The 21,426-nt window shown below is 66.8% G+C and carries 22 protein-coding genes and 1 pseudogene; 12 read left to right on the plus strand and 11 right to left on the minus strand.

Annotated features, from left to right (window positions below; all coding sequences use genetic code 11):
- Positions 1–84: 84 nt before the first annotated feature.
- Positions 85–717, minus strand: a pseudogene (truA, locus tag ACH107_RS11830) (tRNA pseudouridine(38-40) synthase TruA); the annotation flags it as partial.
- A 58-nt stretch (positions 718–775) separates the two neighbouring features.
- Positions 776–1,117 (minus strand): hypothetical protein, encoded by a 342-nt coding sequence (locus ACH107_RS11835; RefSeq protein WP_412506036.1) that lies wholly within the window; start codon positions 1,115–1,117, stop codon positions 776–778.
- Positions 1,118–1,265: 148 nt separating this feature from the next.
- Between ACH107_RS11835 and ACH107_RS11840 the strand changes: the two genes are divergently transcribed.
- Both ACH107_RS11840 and ACH107_RS11845 read left to right on the plus strand, forming a co-directional pair.
- Positions 1,266–2,090 (plus strand): SDH family Clp fold serine proteinase, encoded by an 825-nt coding sequence (locus ACH107_RS11840; RefSeq protein WP_412506037.1) that lies wholly within the window; start codon positions 1,266–1,268, stop codon positions 2,088–2,090.
- A gap of 134 nt (positions 2,091–2,224) precedes the next feature.
- A complete protein-coding gene (locus ACH107_RS11845; RefSeq protein WP_412506038.1) occupies positions 2,225–3,394 on the plus strand; it encodes a geranylgeranyl reductase family protein in 1,170 nt (389 codons plus the stop codon).
- A gap of 19 nt (positions 3,395–3,413) precedes the next feature.
- On the opposite strand, the gene ACH107_RS11850 is transcribed toward ACH107_RS11845, so the two are convergent.
- On the minus strand, positions 3,414–3,692 hold the full coding sequence (locus tag ACH107_RS11850; protein ID WP_412506039.1) for an acylphosphatase: 279 nt from the start codon (positions 3,690–3,692) through the stop codon (positions 3,414–3,416).
- 128 nt (positions 3,693–3,820) lie between these two features.
- Here ACH107_RS11850 and lepA point away from each other — a divergent pair, with 128 nt between their 5' ends.
- The gene (gene lepA / locus ACH107_RS11855; RefSeq protein WP_412506040.1) at positions 3,821–5,620 is read left to right on the plus strand and encodes a translation elongation factor 4; all 1,800 of its coding nucleotides are present in this window, start codon (positions 3,821–3,823) and stop codon (positions 5,618–5,620) included.
- Between the two features lie 162 nt (positions 5,621–5,782).
- Here the strand turns inward: lepA and ACH107_RS11860 are convergent, their stop codons facing one another.
- Positions 5,783–6,064, minus strand: a complete 282-nt coding sequence (locus ACH107_RS11860) for a hypothetical protein (protein WP_412506041.1) — start codon at positions 6,062–6,064, stop codon at positions 5,783–5,785.
- 122 nt (positions 6,065–6,186) lie between these two features.
- Here ACH107_RS11860 and ACH107_RS11865 point away from each other — a divergent pair, with 122 nt between their 5' ends.
- Both ACH107_RS11865 and ACH107_RS11870 read left to right on the plus strand, forming a co-directional pair.
- Positions 6,187–6,375, plus strand: a complete 189-nt coding sequence (locus ACH107_RS11865; protein ID WP_412506042.1) for a CTP synthetase — start codon at positions 6,187–6,189, stop codon at positions 6,373–6,375.
- A 73-nt stretch (positions 6,376–6,448) separates the two neighbouring features.
- Positions 6,449–6,631 (plus strand): CTP synthetase, encoded by a 183-nt coding sequence (locus ACH107_RS11870; RefSeq protein ID WP_412506043.1) that lies wholly within the window; start codon positions 6,449–6,451, stop codon positions 6,629–6,631.
- 63 nt (positions 6,632–6,694) lie between these two features.
- Here the strand turns inward: ACH107_RS11870 and ACH107_RS11875 are convergent, their stop codons facing one another.
- Positions 6,695–7,450 carry an alpha/beta fold hydrolase gene (locus ACH107_RS11875; RefSeq protein ID WP_412506067.1) on the minus strand — a complete coding sequence of 252 codons (756 nt, stop codon included), beginning with the start codon at positions 7,448–7,450 and terminating at the stop codon, positions 6,695–6,697.
- Positions 7,451–7,540: 90 nt separating this feature from the next.
- Here ACH107_RS11875 and ACH107_RS11880 point away from each other — a divergent pair, with 90 nt between their 5' ends.
- Positions 7,541–7,909 carry a hypothetical protein gene (locus ACH107_RS11880; RefSeq protein ID WP_412506044.1) on the plus strand — a complete coding sequence of 123 codons (369 nt, stop codon included), beginning with the start codon at positions 7,541–7,543 and terminating at the stop codon, positions 7,907–7,909.
- 77 nt (positions 7,910–7,986) lie between these two features.
- On the opposite strand, the gene glyA is transcribed toward ACH107_RS11880, so the two are convergent.
- The gene (gene glyA, locus ACH107_RS11885) at positions 7,987–9,294 is read right to left on the minus strand and encodes a serine hydroxymethyltransferase (protein ID WP_412506045.1); all 1,308 of its coding nucleotides are present in this window, start codon (positions 9,292–9,294) and stop codon (positions 7,987–7,989) included.
- Between the two features lie 172 nt (positions 9,295–9,466).
- On the opposite strand from glyA, the gene ACH107_RS11890 reads away from it, so the two are divergent.
- Together ACH107_RS11890 and ACH107_RS11895 are read left to right on the plus strand one after the other, a co-directional pair.
- Positions 9,467–10,228 (plus strand): NAD kinase, encoded by a 762-nt coding sequence (locus tag ACH107_RS11890; protein WP_412506046.1) that lies wholly within the window; start codon positions 9,467–9,469, stop codon positions 10,226–10,228.
- 134 nt (positions 10,229–10,362) lie between these two features.
- On the plus strand, positions 10,363–10,530 hold the full coding sequence (locus ACH107_RS11895; protein WP_412506047.1) for a hypothetical protein: 168 nt from the start codon (positions 10,363–10,365) through the stop codon (positions 10,528–10,530).
- A 21-nt stretch (positions 10,531–10,551) separates the two neighbouring features.
- On the opposite strand, the gene prpE is transcribed toward ACH107_RS11895, so the two are convergent.
- Both prpE and ACH107_RS11905 read right to left on the minus strand, forming a co-directional pair.
- On the minus strand, positions 10,552–12,444 hold the full coding sequence (prpE, locus tag ACH107_RS11900; protein ID WP_412506048.1) for a propionate-CoA ligase PrpE: 1,893 nt from the start codon (positions 12,442–12,444) through the stop codon (positions 10,552–10,554).
- Positions 12,445–12,671: 227 nt separating this feature from the next.
- Positions 12,672–14,948 (minus strand): NADP-dependent malic enzyme, encoded by a 2,277-nt coding sequence (locus tag ACH107_RS11905; protein WP_412506049.1) that lies wholly within the window; start codon positions 14,946–14,948, stop codon positions 12,672–12,674.
- Between the two features lie 209 nt (positions 14,949–15,157).
- Between ACH107_RS11905 and ACH107_RS11910 the strand changes: the two genes are divergently transcribed.
- The 4 genes from ACH107_RS11910 to ACH107_RS11925 all read left to right on the plus strand — a co-directional run bounded on the left by ACH107_RS11910 (position 15,158) and on the right by ACH107_RS11925 (position 17,804).
- Positions 15,158–15,550 (plus strand): cytidine deaminase, encoded by a 393-nt coding sequence (locus ACH107_RS11910; protein WP_412506050.1) that lies wholly within the window; start codon positions 15,158–15,160, stop codon positions 15,548–15,550.
- Between the two features lie 90 nt (positions 15,551–15,640).
- Positions 15,641–16,273: a uracil phosphoribosyltransferase gene (gene upp / locus ACH107_RS11915; RefSeq protein ID WP_412506051.1), complete on the plus strand. Its 633-nt coding sequence runs from the start codon at positions 15,641–15,643 to the stop codon at positions 16,271–16,273.
- A gap of 64 nt (positions 16,274–16,337) precedes the next feature.
- On the plus strand, positions 16,338–17,168 hold the full coding sequence (locus tag ACH107_RS11920; protein WP_412506052.1) for a hypothetical protein: 831 nt from the start codon (positions 16,338–16,340) through the stop codon (positions 17,166–17,168).
- A gap of 57 nt (positions 17,169–17,225) precedes the next feature.
- On the plus strand, positions 17,226–17,804 hold the full coding sequence (locus ACH107_RS11925) for an SPOR domain-containing protein (protein WP_412506053.1): 579 nt from the start codon (positions 17,226–17,228) through the stop codon (positions 17,802–17,804).
- A 97-nt stretch (positions 17,805–17,901) separates the two neighbouring features.
- On the opposite strand, the gene argF is transcribed toward ACH107_RS11925, so the two are convergent.
- The 3 genes from argF to ACH107_RS11940 form a co-directional block, all read right to left on the minus strand.
- Positions 17,902–18,828 (minus strand): ornithine carbamoyltransferase, encoded by a 927-nt coding sequence (gene argF, locus ACH107_RS11930; protein WP_412506054.1) that lies wholly within the window; start codon positions 18,826–18,828, stop codon positions 17,902–17,904.
- A gap of 53 nt (positions 18,829–18,881) precedes the next feature.
- The gene (locus tag ACH107_RS11935; RefSeq protein ID WP_412506055.1) at positions 18,882–20,072 is read right to left on the minus strand and encodes an aspartate aminotransferase family protein; all 1,191 of its coding nucleotides are present in this window, start codon (positions 20,070–20,072) and stop codon (positions 18,882–18,884) included.
- A 245-nt stretch (positions 20,073–20,317) separates the two neighbouring features.
- Complete coding sequence (locus ACH107_RS11940) at positions 20,318–21,343, minus strand: hypothetical protein (RefSeq protein ID WP_412506056.1); 1,026 nt, start codon at positions 21,341–21,343, stop codon at positions 20,318–20,320.
- Positions 21,344–21,426 lie beyond the last annotated feature (83 nt).

Here is a 21,426-nt window from a genome sequence, read left to right on the forward strand (position 1 = left end):
GCCGCTACACGGTGGACCGGGTCGATCCCCATGCCCATGAGTGGCACCTCAAGGATGAATTGATCCCGATGGAGATCATCGAGCGACGCGTTCCAGCGTGCCCACGATGCTGCGCACCTGGTTGTGCATGAAAGAGCGCGCGCGCAGCCGGAACCTGACCTCGGGACCTGACAGGCCCGTGAACTCCTCGATCTCGATCGCGTCGAGTGTCTTGACCGGGCTGGCGGCCTGGCAGATCGACGAGCGGAAGGTCGTGAAGTCGTGATGGCCCACGAGGTGCGCCGCGGCTTCCCGCATCGGCGCCGCGTCCAGCCGCCGCGGCACCTGCCAGACCAGCCCCTTGTCATGCGTCGCCGGTGCGCGCCGCATCAACAGCCTGAACAGGTAGTGCCGCTCGACGGCCGAGAAACGGGCATGCCAGTCACCGGGCACGGCCGCGCACGCGGTGATCGCGACCGGCGCGGGTTTGAGATGGTGGTTCAGCGCCTCGCCCAGCCGGAACGGATCCCAGTCCTTGGCGAGGTCGCAATGCGCGACCTGAGCCAGCGCATGCACGCCCGCATCGGTGCGCCCCGCGGCGGCGATTGTATGCGGGCCGGTCTCCAGCCGGGCCAGCGCGGCCTCCACCGCGCCCTGTACCGTGGGCTGGTCGGCCTGTCGCTGCCAGCCCGCGAAAGGGGCGCCGTGATATTCTATCCTGAGGGCGAATCGTGGCATGGCGTGGCTCTACCCGGCCGGGGGGTACGGGGCAACGTCCGGCACGGGCACGTCATGCTCAGCCACAGATCCGCGCGGCCCGGTCGCCATAGTCAGAATATGCTTTCCAGAAGCGTTCGTCGCGGCGCCTGTCCGACTGGCGGATTTCCTGTGCGCTGTGCGGGTCGCCGTAAAATCCGGCCGCGCGCCGCTGGTCGGACCGTGACAGTGATTGGTCCGCCACCCACTGGACGCAGCCGCATAACCGGCGCGATCGCGCCTCGCGGTCCGAGGCCATGCACGCCTTGCTGATCGGGCCGAAGGCCATCGGGGCCGTGGGCGCCGCCACACCGGCATCGCGGCCCTTGAACCTGTCGCCGCCCCCGCAGCCCGCAAGGATCAGCACCATCGCGATCGTCATGACCCGTCCCATCGTTCCTGCCTCTTCCGTGCCTCCCTGCCGGGGATCGACTGGGTGCATGCCCCATATGCGCCCATTTTTCAATTCACATCAAGCGGGGCACCTGCGACACTGCGGCCCGCGGGCAGGCGACAACGGGCGGTGGACCATGACTCTGGACCTTTCGACACTTTTCTTCATTTTTCTCGCGGTGATGATCCTGCAGCCGATGCTTTCGGGCCGGCTTTTCGCCTTCCGGCGCGAGCAGGCCATCCGCGGGATCGAACGCAAGCGCGGCAGCCGGGTCATCACCATGATCCACCGGCAGGAAAAGCGCAGCTTATTCGGGGTCAACGTGTCGCGCATGATCGACCTCGAAGACGCGCAATCCATCATCTCGGCCATCAAGGCCACGCCGGATGACCGGCCAATCGACCTCGTGCTGCACACGCCGGGCGGGCTGGTCATCGCCGCCATGCAGATTGCCCGTGCCGTCGAGGCGCACCCGGCCAAGGTCACGGTTCACGTGCCCATCTACGCCATGTCCGGCGGCACGCTCATCGCGCTGGCCGCCGACGAGGTGGTGATGGGCGAGTTTTCCATGCTGGGGCCGATCGACCCGCAGATCATGGGCATTTCCGCGGCTTCGGTGGTGGCGGCGCGCGACGCCAAGCCGGTCGAGCATGTTTCGGACGTGGCGCTCGTGCTGGCCGATGTCAGCGACAAGGCCATCGCGCAGGTCAAGCGCGGCGCGGTCGAGATCATGACCCCCCGCATCCCGCGCGCGCAGGCCGAGACGCTGGCCGACAAGCTGGCCTCGGGCAACTGGACGCACGACTATGCCCTCACACCGGCCGAGGCCACGGATCTCGGGGTCGAGGTGACGGTCGGCATGCCGCCCGAGATCCTCGACCTGATGAAGCTTTACCCCGCCCCGGTGAAGCAGAGCGCGGTGGAATTCATCCCCTTCGAGCCGCCCGGGCGCAAGATGTGACGCGGCGTGCAAAGGGCGCCACACGCGCGCACGGGGCGCTCCGGCGCGGTGTGATGCCGCAGGGCTGGATGTGCGGCGCCCGCCCGGCTAGCCTTGCACGCGGTATCCCATGAGCAGCGGCAAGGGAAACGCGGATGAAACACGCCGATATCGTCATCATCGGGGCGGGCCCGGCGGGCAGCGCCGCGGCGGCCACGGCCTGTGGCCTCGGGTTGCAGACGGCCCTGATCGACGCGCGACGGTTCCCGCGCGACAAGCTTTGCGGCGGCCTGATCACCGGGCGCAGCCGGCGACATTACCGCGATATCTTCGGCCAGGACATGCCCGGCGCGCTTGCCGATCGCAAGACAGCGCCTGAATTTCATCTTCATGGTCAACCGCTCGGCCCGATCAATGATGTGCCGCCGCTCGACCTGACCATGCGGTGGGATTTCGATGCCGCCACGCATGCCAAGGCCATCGCCGCCGGGGCGGTCGACATGAGCGGGCACAGGGTGACGGGGCTGGATCGCGTGGCGCGGCGCCTGACGCTCGGGGACGGGCGTCATTTGCGCTACGGTGTTCTCATCGGTGCCGATGGCGTGAACAGCTGGACGGCGCGCCAGCTTTTCGGCGCCGCGTTCGACCGCGCCACCATCGGTTTCGCGCTCGAGATCGAGGCGGCGGGTGCGCATCTCGACCCGGCGGCGCCCATCCGCATCGACATCGCCGCGGTGGCATGGGGCTATGGCTGGCGCTTCCCCAAGAGCTGCGCGACCACGGTCGGCGTCGGTGGGCTCATGGCGCGCAATGGCGACATGAAGGCGGCGATGCACCGTTACATGGCGCAATTGGGCATCGCCGAGGACGCGGCGCGGCTCAAGGGGCAGTTCCTGCCCTTCGGCGATTTCCGAAAGGTGCCGGGGCAGGGGGCGGTCCTGCTTGCCGGTGACGCGGCCGGGCTCGTCGATCCCATCACGGGCGAGGGGATCGCCCACGCACTGCACAGCGGGCAGCTTGCCGCGCGGGCGGCCCATGCGGCGCTGGCCGGCGGCGGCCCGGAAACGGCGCTGCGCCGCTATCAACGCCTGTTGCGGCCGCTGCACCGCGAATTGCGCATGGCGCGGCTCCTTCGGCCCCTATTCCATGTGCCCGCGCTGCAAAGGCGTCTCGCGCCGGCGTTCCGGCAGTCGACCACGCTCAAGCGGCAATACATGGACCTGCTGGCGGGCGAGGCGGGCTATGGCGACATCCTGCGCGGCCTTGCCCGCCGTGTGCCGGCACTGGCCCTCGCCCACCGGGCCGGCAGACCGGGTCCGCCCTGACCCTGCAGCTACGGTTGCGCTACCGCCGGATCGTGAAATCCGCCGCTTCGGGCGGGTCGGCGGGCGAGGTCTGCACGTCGGAAACGCGCGCCGCCGGGGGGCCGTCCCACAAGGCGGACAGCATCGCGTCCACGTCCGGCGGCGGCCCCGCGATCACCGCGGTCACCGCGCCGTCGGCCTCGTTGCGGACCCAGCCCGACAGGCCGCGCGCCAGCGCCTCCGCCTCGGTCCAGGCGCGGAAGGACACGCCCTGCACCCGGCCGGTGACACGCGCATGAACAGCCTTGATCCGGGTCATTCCGACCTCCGTGTTGCCGGGGGTACCCTATCATGGGCCGCCGCACGCCGCGACACCCGTGAGTCTCCCGCGCGCCGTCTGCCGACCCACCTTGACCACCCCGGAAAACCCATCCATATCCGGCTACCATGACACCGCTCTCGCATATCCGCAATTTCTCGATCGTGGCGCATATCGACCACGGGAAATCCACGCTCGCCGACCGCCTGATCCAGATGACGGACACGGTGGCCGAACGCGACATGAAGGAGCAGCTGCTGGATGCCATGGATATCGAGCGCGAGCGCGGCATCACCATCAAGGCCAACACGGTGCGCATCGACTACACGGCCGACGACGGGGAGCAATACGTGCTCAACCTCATCGACACGCCGGGCCACGTGGATTTTTCCTACGAGGTGTCGCGCTCGATGCGGGCGGTCGAGGGATCGCTGCTGGTAGTGGACAGCACCCAGGGCGTCGAGGCGCAGACGCTGGCCAACGTCTATCAGGCCATCGACGCCGATCACGAACTCATCCCCGTGCTGAACAAGATCGACCTGCCGGCAAGTGATCTTGACCGCGCGGCCGAACAGATCGAGGACGTGATCGGCATCGACGCGTCCGGCGCCATCCCTGTCAGCGCCAAGACGGGGCAGGGCATCCGCGAAACGCTGGAGGCGATCATCGCGCACCTGCCCCCGCCCGAGGGCGACGCCGACGCGCCGCTCAAGGCGATGCTGGTGGACAGCAAGTACGACCCCTATCTGGGCGTCGTGGTGCTGGTGCGGATCATGGACGGCGTCATGAAAAAGGGCGACCGCATCCGCATGATGCAGACAGGGGCCACCTACAATGTCGAACGCATCGGCGTGTTCCGCCCGGCCATGACCGTGGTCGACGCGCTCGGCCCGGGCGAGATCGGGTTCATCACCGCGTCGATCAAGCAGGTGCGAGACACCCGCGTGGGCGACACCATCACGCACGAGAAACGCCAGTGCGCCGCGCCCCTGCCGGGGTTCAAACCGTCCGTCCCGGTGGTGTTCTGCGGGCTCTTCCCCGTGGACTCGGCCGAGTTCGACGACCTGCGCGACGCCATCGAGAAACTGGCGCTGAACGACGCCTCCTTCTCCTACGAGATGGAAAGCTCCGCCGCGCTGGGGTTCGGCTTCCGCTGCGGCTTCCTCGGCCTGCTGCACATGGAGGTGATCCGCGACCGGATCGAACGTGAATACGATATCGAGCTGATCACGACCGCGCCCTCGGTCGTGTACCACGTCTTCATGAAGGACGGGGAGCGGGTGGACCTGCACAACCCCGCCGACATGCCCGACCCGACGCTGGTGGACCATGTCGAGGAACCGCGGATCAAGGCCACCATCCTCGTGCCGGACGACTTCCTCGGCGACGTGCTCAAGCTCTGCCAGGAAAGGCGCGGCATCCAGACCGACCTGACCTATGCCGGGGCGCGCGCGATGGTGGTCTACGACCTGCCGCTCAACGAGGTGGTTTTCGATTTCTACGATCGTCTGAAATCCGTGACCAAGGGCTATGCCAGCTTCGATTACGAGATCACCGGCTACCGCGCCGACAGCCTTGCGAAGATGCAGATCCTCGTCAACGACGAACCCGTCGACGCGTTGTCGATGATGGTCCACCGTGACCGGGCCGAGATGCGCGGCCGCGCCATGTGCGAGAAGCTCAAGGGCCTGATTCCCCGCCACATGTTCAAGATCCCGATCCAGGCGGCGATCGGCGGAAAGGTCATCGCGCGTGAAACGCTGTCGGCGATGCGCAAGGACGTGACAGCCAAATGCTATGGCGGCGATGCCACGCGCAAGCGCAAGCTGCTGGAAAAGCAGAAGGCGGGCAAGAAGAAGATGCGCCAGTTCGGCAAGGTCGAGATCCCGCAGGAAGCGTTCATCAATGCGCTGAAGATGGACGAGTAGGGCAACCACGATGGCCCCTCGGCCCACCCGGGGCGCGCAGGTGCCAAGCGATCGCCAGCCCGCCCCGACGGGCCGGCGGGTTGCGGGTGGTGGCCTCTGGCTCGGGCGTTATCCGGACCAACAGCCTTGAATTGCGCCGGCCCGTCCATTCTGTCGCATGGGTCAGTCGTCGCCCGATCCGCGAATCGCGTCGGGATGGCCGTCGATGAAATGGTGCAGGACCACGTAGAGCTCCCGCGCGTGGGGCAGGTCATCGCGGTGCAGCGCCTCCCGGATGTCCTCGCAGATCATGCGCTGCACCTGCTGCGGCCCTTTCGGCACGTGCATCATGTAATCGCCCAGCGTCGCCGCGTTCAGGTCGGGCAGGTGTTCGTGTTCGGCCACCGCCGCGATCTCCTCCCGGCTCAGGCAGGTCATGTCCTCGATGTCCTCCAGCGTGATCATCACCCTTTCCCTTCTGTCATGGTGCGCCCATTCTATCACGCCGCCGCCACCTGCCGACTGATGCAGATCAAGGCGTCCGCGTTGCCACGGCCCCAGTATCCGGCCCATCGTCCGGAGGCATCATGGTCTGGCTGACAATCATCCTGCATCTGTTCATCGGGGCCACCTTGGCCGGGGTCGGTATTGTCGTGCTGCTCGTGACGGGGCAGGGCGGGGTGTGGCCGCTGGTGGGCGCCGTCCTTGGCGGGTTCGTTCTCGGTTTTCCCGCGGCCCGGGTGGTGGCGCGGGTGATGGACGACACCGAAGACTGATGCAGATCAATGCGGTCCGGCGGCGCGGCCGCTATGGCCATGCCCGGAGCTTTGACAGCCAAGAGGGCACGACATGCTGCGATTGGGACTCATCCTGTACCTTTTCATCGGCGTCACGCTGGCCGGGTCGGCCATGATCGCCGCTCTTGTAATGGGCTACGACACGACCGTGCCTGTCGTGGTCTCGGCGCTTGCCGGGTTCGGCGTGGCCCTGCCGGTGACATGGCTGGTGGCAAAGCAGATCCACGAAGGCTGATCGCGGCCCGGTTCGGCGCCGTCGCGATGCCGACGCGATACCGCCGCCGGGCCGAGGCCCGTTTCACCCCAGCCAGGCGCGCATTGCCGCCTCGAATTCGCGCGGCTTCTCGGCATGCAGCCAATGCCCCGCCCCGGGTATCTTGAGGAACCGCGCGCGGGGGAACAGCGTCTTGATCCGGTCGCGGTGTTCGCGCGTGACATAGGTCGATTCCGCGCCGGACAGGAACAGGGTGTCACCTTCGTAAGATCCTGAAATATCCGGAAAAGCCAAGATTTTCGGCATTTCCCGCGCCAGCGTGTCGAGGTTCAGCCGCCAGCGTTTTCCCGCCACGTCGAGCGATTGCAGGAAGAACGGCACCAGCGCGGGGTCGTCCAGCTGCGCCGCCAGCAACGGTTCCGCGTCCGAGCGTTTCTCGATCCCGCTCAGATCGACGGCCTGCATGGCCTCGATATACTGCATCTGGGTGTGCTCATAGGTCACAGGCGCAATATCAGCCACAACCAGCCGATTCACCAGCTCCGGCCGGGTCAGCGCCAGTACCATCGCCGCCTTGCCCCCCATGGAGTGCCCCAGCACGTCGAAAGGCTGCGCCAGCGTCTCCAGCACCCCGGCCAGGTCGGCGGCCATCTCGGGATAGGAATGCGTGTCATGCCAGGGGCTTGCCCCGTGATTGCGCATGTCCACGGCGATGACCTGCCGCTCGTCCGAGAGCCGCTTGGCGATAACCCCCCAGTTGCGGGCCGATCCGTAAAGCCCGTGCGCGATCAGCAGGCCTGGCTTGTCCGTCGCGTTTCCGTGTTCGATCATGCTCAACATGGACCCGTGATACCGTCGCCCGTGCCCGAGGACCAGCCCCATTGAGCGTCGCTTTCGGCGCGGCTAAACTCACCGTCAGGAGGTGGCCGCGTGATCGATCCGGACAACGTCAACCAGAAATCCGCCGAGCTTCAGCGGCTCCTGCAGGACAAGCTCGCCCTGCGCGGGCGCTCGCTCGCGGCCCTGCTTGGCAAGGGCGCGCGAGCGCTGCCGCGTCATGCCCGGCGGGCGGGCCATGTTGTAGCCACCGCCGAGGCACGGATGAAACATCCCCGGCTGGCCCGCCTCGTTGACCAGACCGCGGTGCAGCGGGCCCATGTCACCCTGCGTGATCATCTGCGCGCCATCGACCCCAAGGAACGCAGAAAGACCGCGGTTTTACAGGTGCTTGGCGGCCTCGTGCTCAACCTGATCCTGTTGGCCTCGGGCGTCGCGGCGATTGTCTGGTGGCAGGGGTGATGTCGTGTCACTACCCGGCCAGGTGAAAACGCGCGGTCCCGTCCGGGGCCGCGCGGCGTCTCGCCAATTTCCCCGTATCAGAGGTTCGGGTACATGGGGAATTTCTTGCAGAGGGTTTCGACCTCTGTCCTGACCTTGTTTTCGACGTGCTGGTTGGCGTCCTCGCCGTTCCGGGCGAGGCCGTCGACGACCTCGTTGATCCAGTCGCCGATCTGGCGGAACTCGGCCTCGCCGAAGCCGCGGGTGGTTGCCGCCGGGCTGCCGAGGCGGATGCCGCTGGTGACGGTCGGCTTCTCGTCGTCGAAGGGCACGCCGTTCTTGTTGCAGGTGATGTGCGCGCGGCCGAGGGCCTTCTCGGTGGCGTTGCCCTTGACGCCCTTGGGCCGCAGGTCGACGAGCATGACATGGGTGTCGGTGCCGTGGGTCACGGTGTCGAGCCCGCCCTTGTGCAGCTGGTCGGTGAGCGCCTGCGCGTTGCGGATCACCTGTTGCTGGTAGGTCTTGAAGGCGGGCTCGAGCGCCTCGCCGAAGGCGACGGCCTTGGCGGCGATCACGTGCATCAGCGGCCCGCCCTGGATGCCGGGGAAGATGGCGGAATTGAATTTCCTGGCCAGCGCCTCGTCATCGGTGAGGATCATGCCACCGCGCGGGCCGCGCAGGGTCTTGTGCGTGGTGGTGGTGGCGACATGCACGTGCGGGAACGGGTCGGGATACGCGCCGGCGGCGATCAGCCCGGCGAAATGCGCCACGTCGGCCAGCAGCCACGCGCCCACGCTGTCGGCGATCTCGCGGAACCTCGCGAAGTCCAGCTGCCGCGGGATGGCCGAGCCGCCGGCGATGATCATCCGGGGCTTGTGCTCGGCGGCGAGGCGGGCGATCTCGTCGTAGTCCACGTCCAGCGTGTCGCGCTTCACGCCGTAATGCACGGCGTTGAACCACTTGCCCGACTGGTTGGGCGCGGCGCCGTGGGTGAGGTGGCCGCCGGCGTCGAGGCTCATGCCGAGGATCGTGTCGCCCGGCTGCAGCAGCGCGGTGAAGACGCCCTGGTTGGCCTGGCTGCCCGAGTTGGGCTGCACGTTGGCGAAGCCGCAGCCGAACAGCCGCGTGGCGCGCTCGATCGCGAGGTTCTCGGCCATGTCAACGAACTGGCAGCCGCCGTAGTAGCGCCGGCCCGGGTAGCCCTCGGCGTACTTGTTCGTCATCACGCTGCCCTGCGCCTCCATCACGGCGGCGGACACGATGTTCTCCGACGCGATCAGCTCGATCTCCTCGCGCTGACGCCCCAGCTCGAGCCCGATCGCCCGGGAAATCTCCGGGTCCCGGCCCGAAAGCGATTCGGTGAAAAAGCCTTCAGTGGTGAAGGCGCTGTTTCCGTCATGCGGCATGGTGACAACTCCTGCATTGGATTTCTTGGTGATTTCTTATCGGAAACAGGCGCTTTTTTAAAGGTTGTAAAGCGACAAATCCCCCTGCGGGACCGGCATCTCTGGCGCCGGGGGTGGAATTGTGCTTCGATCCGCCCGACACTCCGCCCATGAGAAACGGATTGCCGTCGGGATGGCCCTAAAGATCGCCTTCGTCGCCAGTGACATGCCCGTCGCGCAGACCGCGCGCGCCGCGCTGATCAGCCGCTTCGGCAACGTTCCGGAGGACGAGGCAGACGTGATCGTGGCCCTTGGCGGTGACGGCTACATGCTGGAGACGCTGCACCGCACGCAGGGCCTGTGGGCCCCCGTCTACGGAATGAACCGGGGCACGGTCGGATTCCTGATGAACGAGTACGGCGAAACCGACCTCCTGGAGCGGCTGGCGGCCGCCGAGGAGGAAGTGATCAACCCGCTCCGGATGAAGGCGCAATGCGCCGACGGCACCATGCACGAGGCGCTGGCGATCAACGAGGTGTCGCTGTTGCGGGCCGGCCCGCAGGCGGCCAAGCTGCGCATCACCATCGACGGGCATCTCAGGCTGGCCGAACTCGTTTGCGATGGCGCGCTGGTGGCGACGCCGGCGGGATCGACCGCGTACAACTACTCGGCGCACGGGCCGATCCTGCCCATCGGGTCGGACGTGCTGGCGCTGACGGCGGTTGCCGCCTTCCGCCCGCGCCGCTGGCGCGGGGCCCTGCTGCCGAAATCCGCGCGGGTGCGTTTCGACGTGATCCACCCGGAAAAACGCCCGGTGATGGCCGATGCCGACAGTCTCTGGGTCGAGAACGTGCTATGGGTCGAGATCGACTCCGAGCCCGATATCAAGCACCGTATCCTGTTCGATCCCGGGCACGGGCTGGAAGAGCGGCTCTTGCGGGAGCAGTTCGTTTAACCACCTGAAAAGGCTGGAAAAAACGTGCCTTGTCATCGGATATCAAGGCCCCGTTATTGCCTGTCACGATCCTGCCGGGGCACCGTTGCCGGGCCGGTACGTCACCGCCGGCGACGATGTCACGGAGGGATCGGATGCCGCATCGCATCACCATGAAAGCCGTCATGCTCGCGGCGTGCACATTCGCCGGGGTGGCGGTGTCGTCGGGGGCGCATCACGCCGGCACGGGGCCGGACATTTCCGCGCGGGCCCTCGCGGTCAGCCCCGTGGCTGTCACCGCGCTGGCGCCCGCGGCGCGCTAGGCGCGCCGGGGCGGTGCCGCGTCAGGCCTTGGCGTAGCCGATGGCCCGGAGCGCGCCGACGATCTCCTCAAGGATCGCCGGGTCGTCGATGGTGGCCGGGACCTTGTAATCCGTGCCGTCGGCGATCTTGACCATCACCGCGCGCAGGATCTTGCCCGAGCGCGTCTTGGGCAGGCGGTCGACGACGACGGCTTTCTTGAAGGCCGCGACGGGGCCGATCTGGTCACGGATCATGTCGACGCATTCCTTCACGATGTCGTCGTGCGGCCGGTTCACGCCCTTGGTCAGGCACACGAAGCCCACGGGGCTCTGGCCCTTGAGTTCATCGCTGACCCCGATCACGGCGCATTCGGCCACGTCCGGGTGGGCGGCGAGAACCTCCTCCATGCCGCCGGTCGACAACCGGTGGCCCGCCACGTTGATCACGTCGTCGGTGCGCGCCATGATCCACAGGTAGCCGTCCTCGTCCTTCATGCCCGCATCGCCGGTTTCGTAATAACCCGGGAAGGTGTCGAGATAGGAGTTGCGGAAGCGATCCTCGGCGTTCCAGAGCGTGGGCAGGGTGCCGGGCGGCAGGGGCAGCTTGATCGCGATCGCACCCAGTTGGCCCGCGGGCAGTTCGTGGCCGCCCTCGTCGAGGATCTGCACGTCGTAGCCCGGCATCGCCACGGTCGGGGAGCCGATCTTGACCGGCAGCGGCTCGATCCCGGCGGGGTTGCCGGCGATGGTCCAGCCCGTCTCGGTCTGCCACCAGTGGTCATAGACCGGCACGCCCATCTTGTCGGCGGCCCAGTTGATCGTGTCTGGGTCGGCGCGTTCGCCCGCGAGGTAGAGCGCGCGCAGGCAGGAGATGTCGTACTTGGCCAGTTCCTTCGCCTCGGGGTCTTCGCGCTTGATCGCGCGAAAAGCCGTGGGGGCGGTGAAGAAGCTGCGCACGTTGTGTTCGGAGATGACCCGCCAGAACGTGCCGGCGTCGGGCGTGCCGACCGGCTTGCCCTCGAAAACGATGGTCGTGTTGCCGTGCACGAGCGGCGCGTAGCAGATGTAGCTGTGCCCGACGACCCAGCCCACGTCGGAGGCGGCCCAGAACACCTCGCCAGGTTCGACGTTGTAGATGTTCTTCATCGTCCAGTTCAGCGCCACGAGGTGCCCGGCGGTGTGGCGCACCACGCCCTTGGGCGCTCCCGTCGTGCCCGAGGTATAGAGGATGTAGGCGGGATGGTTGCCCTCGACCGGGACGCACTCGGCCGGGTCCACGCCGTACTGGAAGGCGTGCCAATCGACGTCGCGCCCTTCCTCGAGCTTGGCAACTTCCTGGTCACGCTGGAAGATCACGCAGAAATCGGGCTTGTGCGCCGCCTGGTCGATGGCGCCGTCCAGAAGCGGCTTGTAATGCACGACGCGCCCCGGCTCCACGCCGCAGGAGGCCGCGATGATGGCCTTGGGTGTCGCGTCGTCGATGCGAACGGCCAGTTCATGCGCGGCGAAACCGCCGAACACGACCGAGTGGATCGCACCGAGCCGGGCACAGGCAAGCATGGCTTCGAGCGCCTCGGGCACCATCGGCATGTAGATGATGACGCGGTCGCCCTTTTCCACGCCCTTGGCGCGCAGCGCGCCGGCAAGGTTGGCGACCCGCTCCAGAAGTTCGGCATAGGTGATCTGGTGCTTGGTCCCGGTGACGGGGCTGTCATGGATGATCGCGGCCTGATCTCCGTTGCCCGCGGCGACGTGCCGGTCCACCGCGTTGTAGCAAGTGTTCAGCTTGCCGTCGCTGAACCATTCGTACATGGGCGCGTTGTCGTCGAAGAGAGCCTTGGAGGGTTTGCTGTCCCAGTCGATCGCTTCGGCCGCCTGCATCCAGAACCCTTCCGGGTCCTTCTGCCAGCTTTCGTACACGTCCTTGTATCCCATTGTATTCTCCTCCGCTCCGTTGTCAGGTTGTTACGCAACGTACGGCCCGCGCGACAAGGATGTTGGCGGTATCCGTGGCAGATTAGCGCATGAAATTTGCAGTACCTGATGGTTTTGGGCTGCAAATTTTTGCAAATGTGTTGTCGCTTCGGGGTTCCTGTCGTTAATCAGCAGTATTTTGCAAACCTGCAAACAAACATCCTGCAAACCCGTTGATTCGTGCGCCGTCATCCGTAATGGCCCACCGGGGTGCCGGCGATGGCGGCCATGTTCAGCAGGCCCCGCGCGGTGATGCCCGACGTGACAACGTGCGCGCGGTTGCCCATCCCCATCAGCACCGGCCCGACCTCGAGCCCGCCTGCCTTCATCTTGAGGATGTTGCGCACGCCGGAGGCCGCGTCGGCATTGGCGAAGATCAACACGTTCGCGGCGCCCTTCATCCGGTTGTCGGGCAGCAGCCGCGCGCGCAGGTCCGGGTCAAGCGCCGCGTCCACGTTCATCTCTCCCTCGTAACAGAAATCCCGCGGGGCCGCGTCCAGCAGGTCGAGTGCCTCGCGCAGGCGCTTGCCCGAGTCGCTGCCCTGATTGCCGAACTGGGATTGGGAGCACATCGCGATCTTGGGCTCGATCCCGAAACGCCGCACGTGCCGGGCCGCGCCGATCGCGGTTTCGGCCAGTTGCTCGGGCGTGGGGAAGATGCGGACATGCGTGTCCGCGATGAACAACGGCCCGTCCTCGAGGATCATCATGCTCAGCGCACCGTGGGCATGGTGCTCGCTGTTGCCGAGCACCTGCTGCACGTAATTCAGATGCCAGCGGAATTCGCCGAATGTTCCGCAGATGAGCGAATCGGCCTCGCCGCGGTGGACCATCACCGCCCCGATCGCGGTCGTGTTGGTGCGCATGATCGCCTTGGCCAGATCCGGGGTGACACCGCGGCGCTTCATGATCTCGTGATAGCTGGTCCAGTAGTCGCGGTAGCGGGGGTCGTTTTCCGGGTTCACGATGTTGAAATCCCGATCGGGCCGTATTTCGAGACCCAGCCTTTCGCACCGGGTGTTGATGACGTCCGGGCGCCCGATCAGGATCGGGTGCTCGGTCGTTTCCTCGAGTATGGCCTGCGCGGCGCGCAGCACGCGCTCGTCCTCGCCCTCGGCGAAGACGATGCGCCGTTCGGCCGTGGCCGCCGCCTCGAACACCGGCCGCATCAGCAGCGCGGACTTGTAGACGCTGGCGTCGAGATCGGCCTTGTAGGCGTCGAGATCGGGCAGGGGTCGGGTGGCGACGCCGCTTTCCATCGCCGCGCGGGCGACGGCGGTTGAAACGATGCCCGACAGGCGCGGGTCGAACGGCTTGGGGATCAGGTAGTCGGCGCCGAAGGTCAGTTGCTCCCCCTTGTAGATCTTCGCCGTCTCGGCGCTTGTCGTGGTGCGGGCAAGCTCGGCGATGCCCTCGACGCAGGCGATCTGCATGGCGTCGTTGATCCCGGTCGCGCCCACGTCGAGCGCGCCCCGGAAGATGAACGGGAAGCACAGCACGTTGTTCACCTGGTTCGGGAAATCGCTGCGCCCCGTCGCGATGATCGCGTCCGGGGCCACCTCGCGCGCCTCGTCGGGCATGATCTCGGGCGTCGGGTTGGCCAGCGCGAAGATGATGGGGCGGTCGCTCATTTTCTCGACATGCGCGGGCTTCAGCACGTTCGGCCCGGACAGCCCGAGAAAGAGATCCGCGCCCCCGATCACGTCGTCGAGGCTGCGCAGGTCCGATGCCTGGGCAAATGCCTCCTTCTGCGGGGTCATGTCCTCGGTGCGGCCCTTGTGGACGAGGCCGTGAATGTCGCACAGCCAGACATTCTCGCGTTTCACGCCCAGTTTCAGCAGCAGGTTCAGGCAGGCGATACCGGCCGCGCCGCCGCCGGTGCTGACGACCTTGATATCCTCGAACCGTTTGCCGCTGACATGCAGGGCGTTGGTGGCCGCGGCGCCCACCACGATGGCGGTACCGTGCTGATCGTCGTGAAAGACGGGGATGTTCATGCGCTCCCGGCACAGTTTCTCGACGATGAAACAGTCCGGCGCCTTGATGTCCTCCAGGTTGATCGCGCCGAAGGTGGGGCCGAGGGCGCAGACGATATCGGCCAGTTTCTCCGGGTCGGGCTCGTCGATCTCGAGATCGAAGCAGTCGATATTGGCGAATTTCTTGAACAGGACGGCCTTGCCCTCCATCACCGGCTTGGATGCCAGCGCGCCGATGTCGCCCAGCCCCAGCACGGCGCTGCCATTGCTGACGACGGCGACAAGGTTGCCCCGCGCGGTATACAGGCTGGCATTCCTTTCGTCGGCCTTGATTTCAAGGCACGCCTCGGCAACGCCGGGCGAATAGGCGCGGCTCAGGTCGCGGCCGTTGGCCAGTGGCTTGGTGGCGCGGATTTCCAGTTTACCGGGGCGCGGTTCCGCGTGATATTTCAATGCCGCCTGTCGCAGGGTTTCCTTCTGGCCATCCATTTTCGCCGTCCCTCCCCGAATGCCGTTTTCTGATTTGGCATCTCAACGGTTCTTGCCGGCCTGTTGGCGCGCCGGCCCTCGATGCGTGCCGGCAGCTTGCATATTGTGACGCGCGCGCGCAATCTTCAAATGTCCGGGATGCCGGACCGGGGCGAGGCCCGGCAGGATGCTGCAGTGACGCCGAACAAAGATGAGGAAGGACCGCGTCGATGACTTTGCTCGATCATGCCCGCGCGGTGCGTGAAAACGCCCACGCGCCCTATTCGGGGTTCCGGGTGGGGGCGGCCGTGAAATCCGCCTCGGGGCGCGTCTACATCGGCTGCAACGTCGAGAACGCGTCCTATCCCGAGGGATCGTGCGCCGAAACCGGCGCGATCGCCGCGATGGTCGCGGCGGGGGAGGTAACGCTGGTCGAGGTTGCCATCGTTGCCGACAGTGACCACCCGATCACGCCCTGCGGCGGATGCCGGCAGCGCCTTGCCGAGTTCGGCCGCGGTGACACGCGGGTCATCATGGCCACGCTCGACGGCGTTCAGCGTGAAAGCACGCTGGCCTGCCTGCTGCCCGGGGCCTTTGCAAGGCATGACCTTTCCCGCGGCTGAGGCGCCCGGCACGGCGGCTTTTACAGATTGCCGCGCGGGCCGCTTTCTGAAATGACAGTCCACGCCCGGAATGACCGCTAGGGGACAGACATGGACCAGCACCTCACCATCGTGAAGCACCCGCTTGTTCAGCACAAGCTGACGATCATGCGCGAACAGCACACCTCCACGGCTGTTTTCCGCCAGCTCCTGCGCGAGATCAGCCAGCTTCTGGCATACGAGGTCACGCATGAACTGCCGATGACGACCAAGCGGATCGAAACCCCGCTTCAGGAAACGGAGTCGCCCACGCTTGCCGGGCGCAAGCTGGCGCTCATTTCCATCCTGCGCGCGGGTAACGGCCTGCTCGATGGCATGCTTGAACTGATCCCCTCGGCGCGCGTCGGGTTTGTCGGCCTGTACCGTGATGAAGAGACGCTGCGCCCGGTCAAGTACTACTACAAGGTGCCCGAGCTTCTGGGTGAGCGGCTTGTGATCGTGGTCGATCCGATGCTGGCCACGGGCAATTCGTCCGCCGCCGCGGTGGACATGCTCAAGGAATCCGGCGCGCGCGACATCCGGTTCCTGTGTCTGCTGGCCGCCCCGGAGGGTGTCGCCCGCATGAAGGAGGCGCATCCGGACGTGCCGGTCGTGACGGCGGCACTTGACGAGCGCCTCAATGAATTCGGCTACATTCTGCCGGGACTAGGGGATGCGGGTGACCGCATGTACGGCACAAAATAAGCCATAGAGTGTTTACTCAGGTTGGCAAATAAGGCACGATAGCCCCAATTGTCTTGGGGGAAAAATGAGAGTTACGAAAGCTCTGGCGGCAGCTGCCATCGCCGCGTCTTTCGGTATCGGGCCCGGTCAGGCGCAATCGTCTGACAGCGGTGCCGTGCCGGCCGAATTTCCACCGTCATCCTATACCGGACGGCAATACGTCGACAGCCAAGGGTGCGTGTTCGTCCGGGCAGGCGTGGACGGGAACGTGTCCTGGGTGCCGCGCATGACGCGCGACCGGCAGTTGATATGCGGGTTCAAGCCCAGCCTGCCCGGTATCGCCCAGCCCGAGGAAACCCGAACGGCAACCGCGCAGCCGACCGCCGCGCCCGAGGAGACGCAGCAGGCACCAGAGGCCACGCCGAACGTCGTGCGCCGCGCCCCGGAAGCCGAAACGGCATCCGGGGCCGATCAGGTCAAGGTCGTGCGACGCGCGCCGGACGCCAAGGAACAGGCAACGCCCGAGGAACCGGCCATGCCGCCGGCCGAGAAGATCGTCGAAAAGAGCACGCCGAGCGAACCGCCGGCCGACAGGCGGCGCGTCGCCTGCGAGGGAGGCAGTGACATTTCGCGCGAGTATCTCAGGGCCGGTGCCGGGGTGACGGTCCGCTGTGGCCCGCAGGAGACGCCGCACGTGTCCTCGAGCGAGGCGCGCGATGGTCGACCGGTGCCGGTCCTGTCACGGGCGCCCGAGGCGAAACCCGCGCGCAAGGTGGTCCGGGTCGTGCGCCCCAAGGCGCAGCCGGCGCCGGCGCGCAGCGGGGCCAAGACGCGGGCCGCGCCGCGTGCGGTCCAGAACCGGCAGGTGCGGGGACATTCGGGAATCCGGGTGCCGGACGGGTACAAGCCTGTATAGGAGGATGACAGGCTGAACCCGCGCCGGGGGCAGCAGACAGCGCGGGGCAAGGCGAGCATGGAGCTCGTCTGGTCCAAGACGGTGCCGCGTCACCTGATCGAGCGCGAGACGGGCCGCGATGTCAGCTACAAGTATCCCGGCCTGCAATACCCCTATACCAGTTTCGATGACCAACGCAGCGCCGGTGTCACGGTCGCGACGCGGGGCCGCGTCGTGCCGGACCCGGTGCGCGAGGAGCGCGGTCGCACGATCTCGGGCAAGATCGAGGATCGTCAGGGCGCCCTCGTGCAGCGGGTATCGGACGGGGCGCGCGAGTCCCGTAGGACGACGGTTTCGACACGGTCGGCGTCGGGCGCCGCGGACAGCGCCCCGGCGCGCCAGCAGACGAAACCGCGCGCGTCGCGTGGCGGGCACCGCTACGTGCAGGCCGGCGTGTTCGGCGTGCCGACGAACGCGAAACGCGCGGCACGGCGCCTGGCCGATGCAGGGCTGCCCGCGCGGATGGGCCGGATGACGCGCGGCGGCAAGACCTACACGCTGGTTCTGGCGGGGCCGTTCGATGACCGGTCGGCGCTGCATGCTGCGCTGGCCAAGACACGCCGGGCCGGCTTCTCGGACGCGTACCTGCGGAAATAGGTGGTGACGGGCGGTGCCCGTCACCGGGGATGCGTTGCCCGACCGCGCCGGGCCATCGCGGTATTCGGTGGGTGTCCGGCGCGTGGCGGCGTGCAGGTCAGACGCCCATGCACCAGCGCATCACGGCCTTCTGGGCGTGCAACCGGTTCTCGGCCTCGTCCCAGATGACCGATTGCGGGCCGTCCATGACAGCGCTCGTCACTTCCTCCTCGCGATGCGCGGGCAGGCAATGCATGAAAAGCGCATCCGGTCTGGCGTGCGCCATGAGGTCCTCGTTCACCTGGTAGGGGCGCAGCATGTTGTGGCGCCGTTCCTTGGTGGACTGGCTGTCATGCATGCTGACCCATGTGTCGGTGACGACGAGGTCGGCGTTCTCCACGGCCCTGGCGGGGTCACGCTCGATCCGGACATTGCAGCCGGCATCCCGGGCGAGGCCGACGAACTCGGCCTCCGGATCGAGTTGTGCCGGACCGGTGAAGGTGAAATCGAAACCGAATCGCGCCGCGGCGTGCAGTAACGAGGCGCACACGTTGTTGCCGTCACCCGACCAGACGACCTTGCGGCCGGCGATCGGGCCGCGATGTTCCTCGTAGGTCAGGACGTCCGCCATGATCTGGCAAGGGTGCGTGCGGTCGGTCAGGCCGTTGATGACGGGCACGTCCGAGAATTCCGCCATTTCGTAAAGCACGGATTCGTCGAAGGTGCGGATCATGATCAGGTCGACATAGCGGCTCAGGACGCGCGCGGTGTCCGCGATCGTCTCGCCGTGGCCAAGCTGCATTTCCGCGCCGGACAGCAGCATCGTCTGCCCGCCCATCTGGCGAACGCCCACGTCGAAGGAAACGCGTGTCCGTGTCGACGGTTTCTCGAAGATCAGCGCGACCATCCGGCCCTGAAGCGGCTGTTCGTCGTCGGGCGTGCCGCGCGGCCGCCCGGCCCGCGCCGTTTTCATCGCCTTGGCGGACTCGATGATCGACCGCAGGTCCGGTTGCTCGGTTTTGTGGATGTCAAGGAAATGGTTCATCTTGTTTACTTTCTGCAAATGGCGGCGCGGCGCGCCGGCGCGCCGCCGGCGTCTCAGGCCGTGGCGGCCGTGTGCTGTTCAAGCTCCGTCGCGGCGGCCGAGAGGCGTTCGAGCGCCTCGTCGATCTCGTCATCCGAAATATTGAGCGGCGGCAGCAGCCGGAGGACATTATCGGCCGCCGGCACCGTCGTCAGAAGGGCATCATACCCGGCCTTGACCACGTCGGTGTTCGTCACCCGGCATTTCAGCCCCAGCATGAGGCCCGCGCCGCGCACGGACTCGAAAATCAGCGGATGACTGTCGACCAGCCCTTCGAGTTTCTGGCGGAAAAGCCCGGACTTGCGCGCGACCTCGGCAAGAAACGCGGGGTCCGCGACGATGTCCATCACCCGCGACCCGACCGCGCAGGCCAGAGGGTTGCCGCCGTAGGTGGAGCCATGGGTCCCCGCCGTCATGCCGCTGGCCGCGGCCTCCGTCGCCAGCACGGCCCCCAGAGGGAACCCGCCGCCGATGCCCTTGGCGACCATCATGATATCCGGCGTGATGCCGGCCCATTCATGGGCGAAAAGGCGCCCCGTCCGGCCCATGCCGCACTGCACCTCGTCGAGGATCAGCAGGATGCCACGATCATCGCAAAGGTCGCGAAGCCCTTTCAGGCACTGGTCGGGCAGGGGGCGGATGCCGCCTTCGCCTTGCACGGGCTCGATGAGGATAGCGGCCGTTTTGTTGGTCACCGCCGCATGCAGGCCGTCGTGATCGCCCCAGGCCACGTGGCGGAAACCGGGCAGTTGCGGGCCGAACCCCTTGGTCATCTTCTCGGAGCCGGCGGCGGCGATGGCCGCGTGGGACCGGCCGTGAAATGACCCGTCGAAGGCGATGATGTCGGTCCGCTCGGGGTCGCCCAGATCATGAAAATGCTTGCGGGCCATCTTGATGGCCAGTTCGCACGACTCGCTTCCCGAGTTGGTGAAGAACACCGTGTCGGCAAAGGTCGCGTCGACCAGCTTGTCGGCCAGTACCTGCTGTTGCGGCACCTGATAAAGGTTCGACGTATGCCACAGCCTGCCGGCCTGGTCGGTCAGGGCCTCGACAAGGTCGGGATGCGCATGACCGAGCGCGTTGACCGCGATGCCGGCGCCGAGATCCAGGAATCGGCGCCCATCGGCCTCGATCAGCCAGCTTCCGTCACCTTTCACGAAGGTGAGGGGCGCGCGATTGTAGGTCGGCAAGACAGACGGGATCATGGCACGTATCCTTTTCAGTAAACCCCGTGAGTGCCGGAACACCGGGGGCAAGTCAATATTTTGAGGGAGGGAGCGGGGCCCGGGCGCCGCCGACGAGCATGGTGAGTCAGACGCGGGTGCGTCGGCGTCGATCCGTGGATTTGATGCCCTTGATGCTCATGCCGGGTTGTTAGCCGTTCACGCGGCTTTCCGGAAGCGGAAATTTCCCGGCGCCGTCTTGCCGGGGTCTTGTGCGACATGCGCGCTCAACCGCCGCAAATGCCTTGAAGGCGCAGCCAGTCGCCGTCCGCGAGGACGGGTTCGGGAGGGCGGGCCGCGTGCGGGTCGGCCTCGATCAGGCCGAGCGTCGTTTCGCCCGAGATGTCGCGGGCATAGGCATACGGCGTGGCGCGCACCCGCCATTTCTCGAAACCGCGCAACAGCGTCGCGTCGTCGAGCGCGGGGCGCGGCGCCGTCAGCACGTGTTCGGCATAGGCGCGCAGCGTTTCGGTGGCCACGTTGCCGGTTGCCAGCAAGCGCAAGCTGGCGAGGATCCCGCCGTGTTGCAGGAGCCTGTCCAGCGGGTCGTGCCGACGCGCGCGCAACTGCTCGGCGATGATGTAACCGGCGACGATATCCGGGGTTTCGTGGTCCTCGACCAGCTTGCGGTTCAGCAGGATCGTGCCGCCGAGCAGGTGGGTCGAATCCTGCACGCCCCCGCGAACGATGCGCAATTCCATCGGCCCCGTGGCCGGTTGCAGGCGCGCCGCGAGGCGCTGCAGGGCGTTCATGCCTTCGCTGTCGCGGCACGGGGGGCCGGTCATGTCCTGCATTTCCGAAAGCAACGCCTGCCCGATCTCGGCGCGTTTCACCTCCGGGACGACCTCGACGGCGTGCCGCCGGGTCGCCTCGGGCAGCCAGATTGCCCCCAGCAGGATGACAGCCCCGACGGACAGGACAAGCGCCAGCAGGCGCAACCGGCCGGGATGCGGCCGCTGCCGCGCGATGGCGCCGAGCAGTCGTTCCATCGCGGCGATGAATTCGTGTTCCGTCTCCGGCAGTTCCAGCGTTTCGCCCGTATCGCCGTCGGGATGATAGATGGCGGGCATCTTGCCGGGGTTCGCGCGGGTGACGGCGGGCAGTGACCAATGGGTCAGCGCACGATCCCGCATGTCGCTTATCGTCAGCGTGGCATCCCCGATGGAGACGATCACGTCGATGCGCTGCGCGTCTTCCGAGGGGCGCCAGAGGGCGGATGCCTCGAGCCGCTCGTATTCGTTGAGTGCGGTCATGCGGTTGGGCCTGCTCTGCCTCTTCCCGCCAGCTATAGCACGCGGGCCTGACGCCCGGCAATCTGCCGAAGCCCGGCCATGCA

The sequence above is a fragment of the Roseovarius halophilus (ex Wu et al. 2025) genome (genome assembly GCF_047086965.1).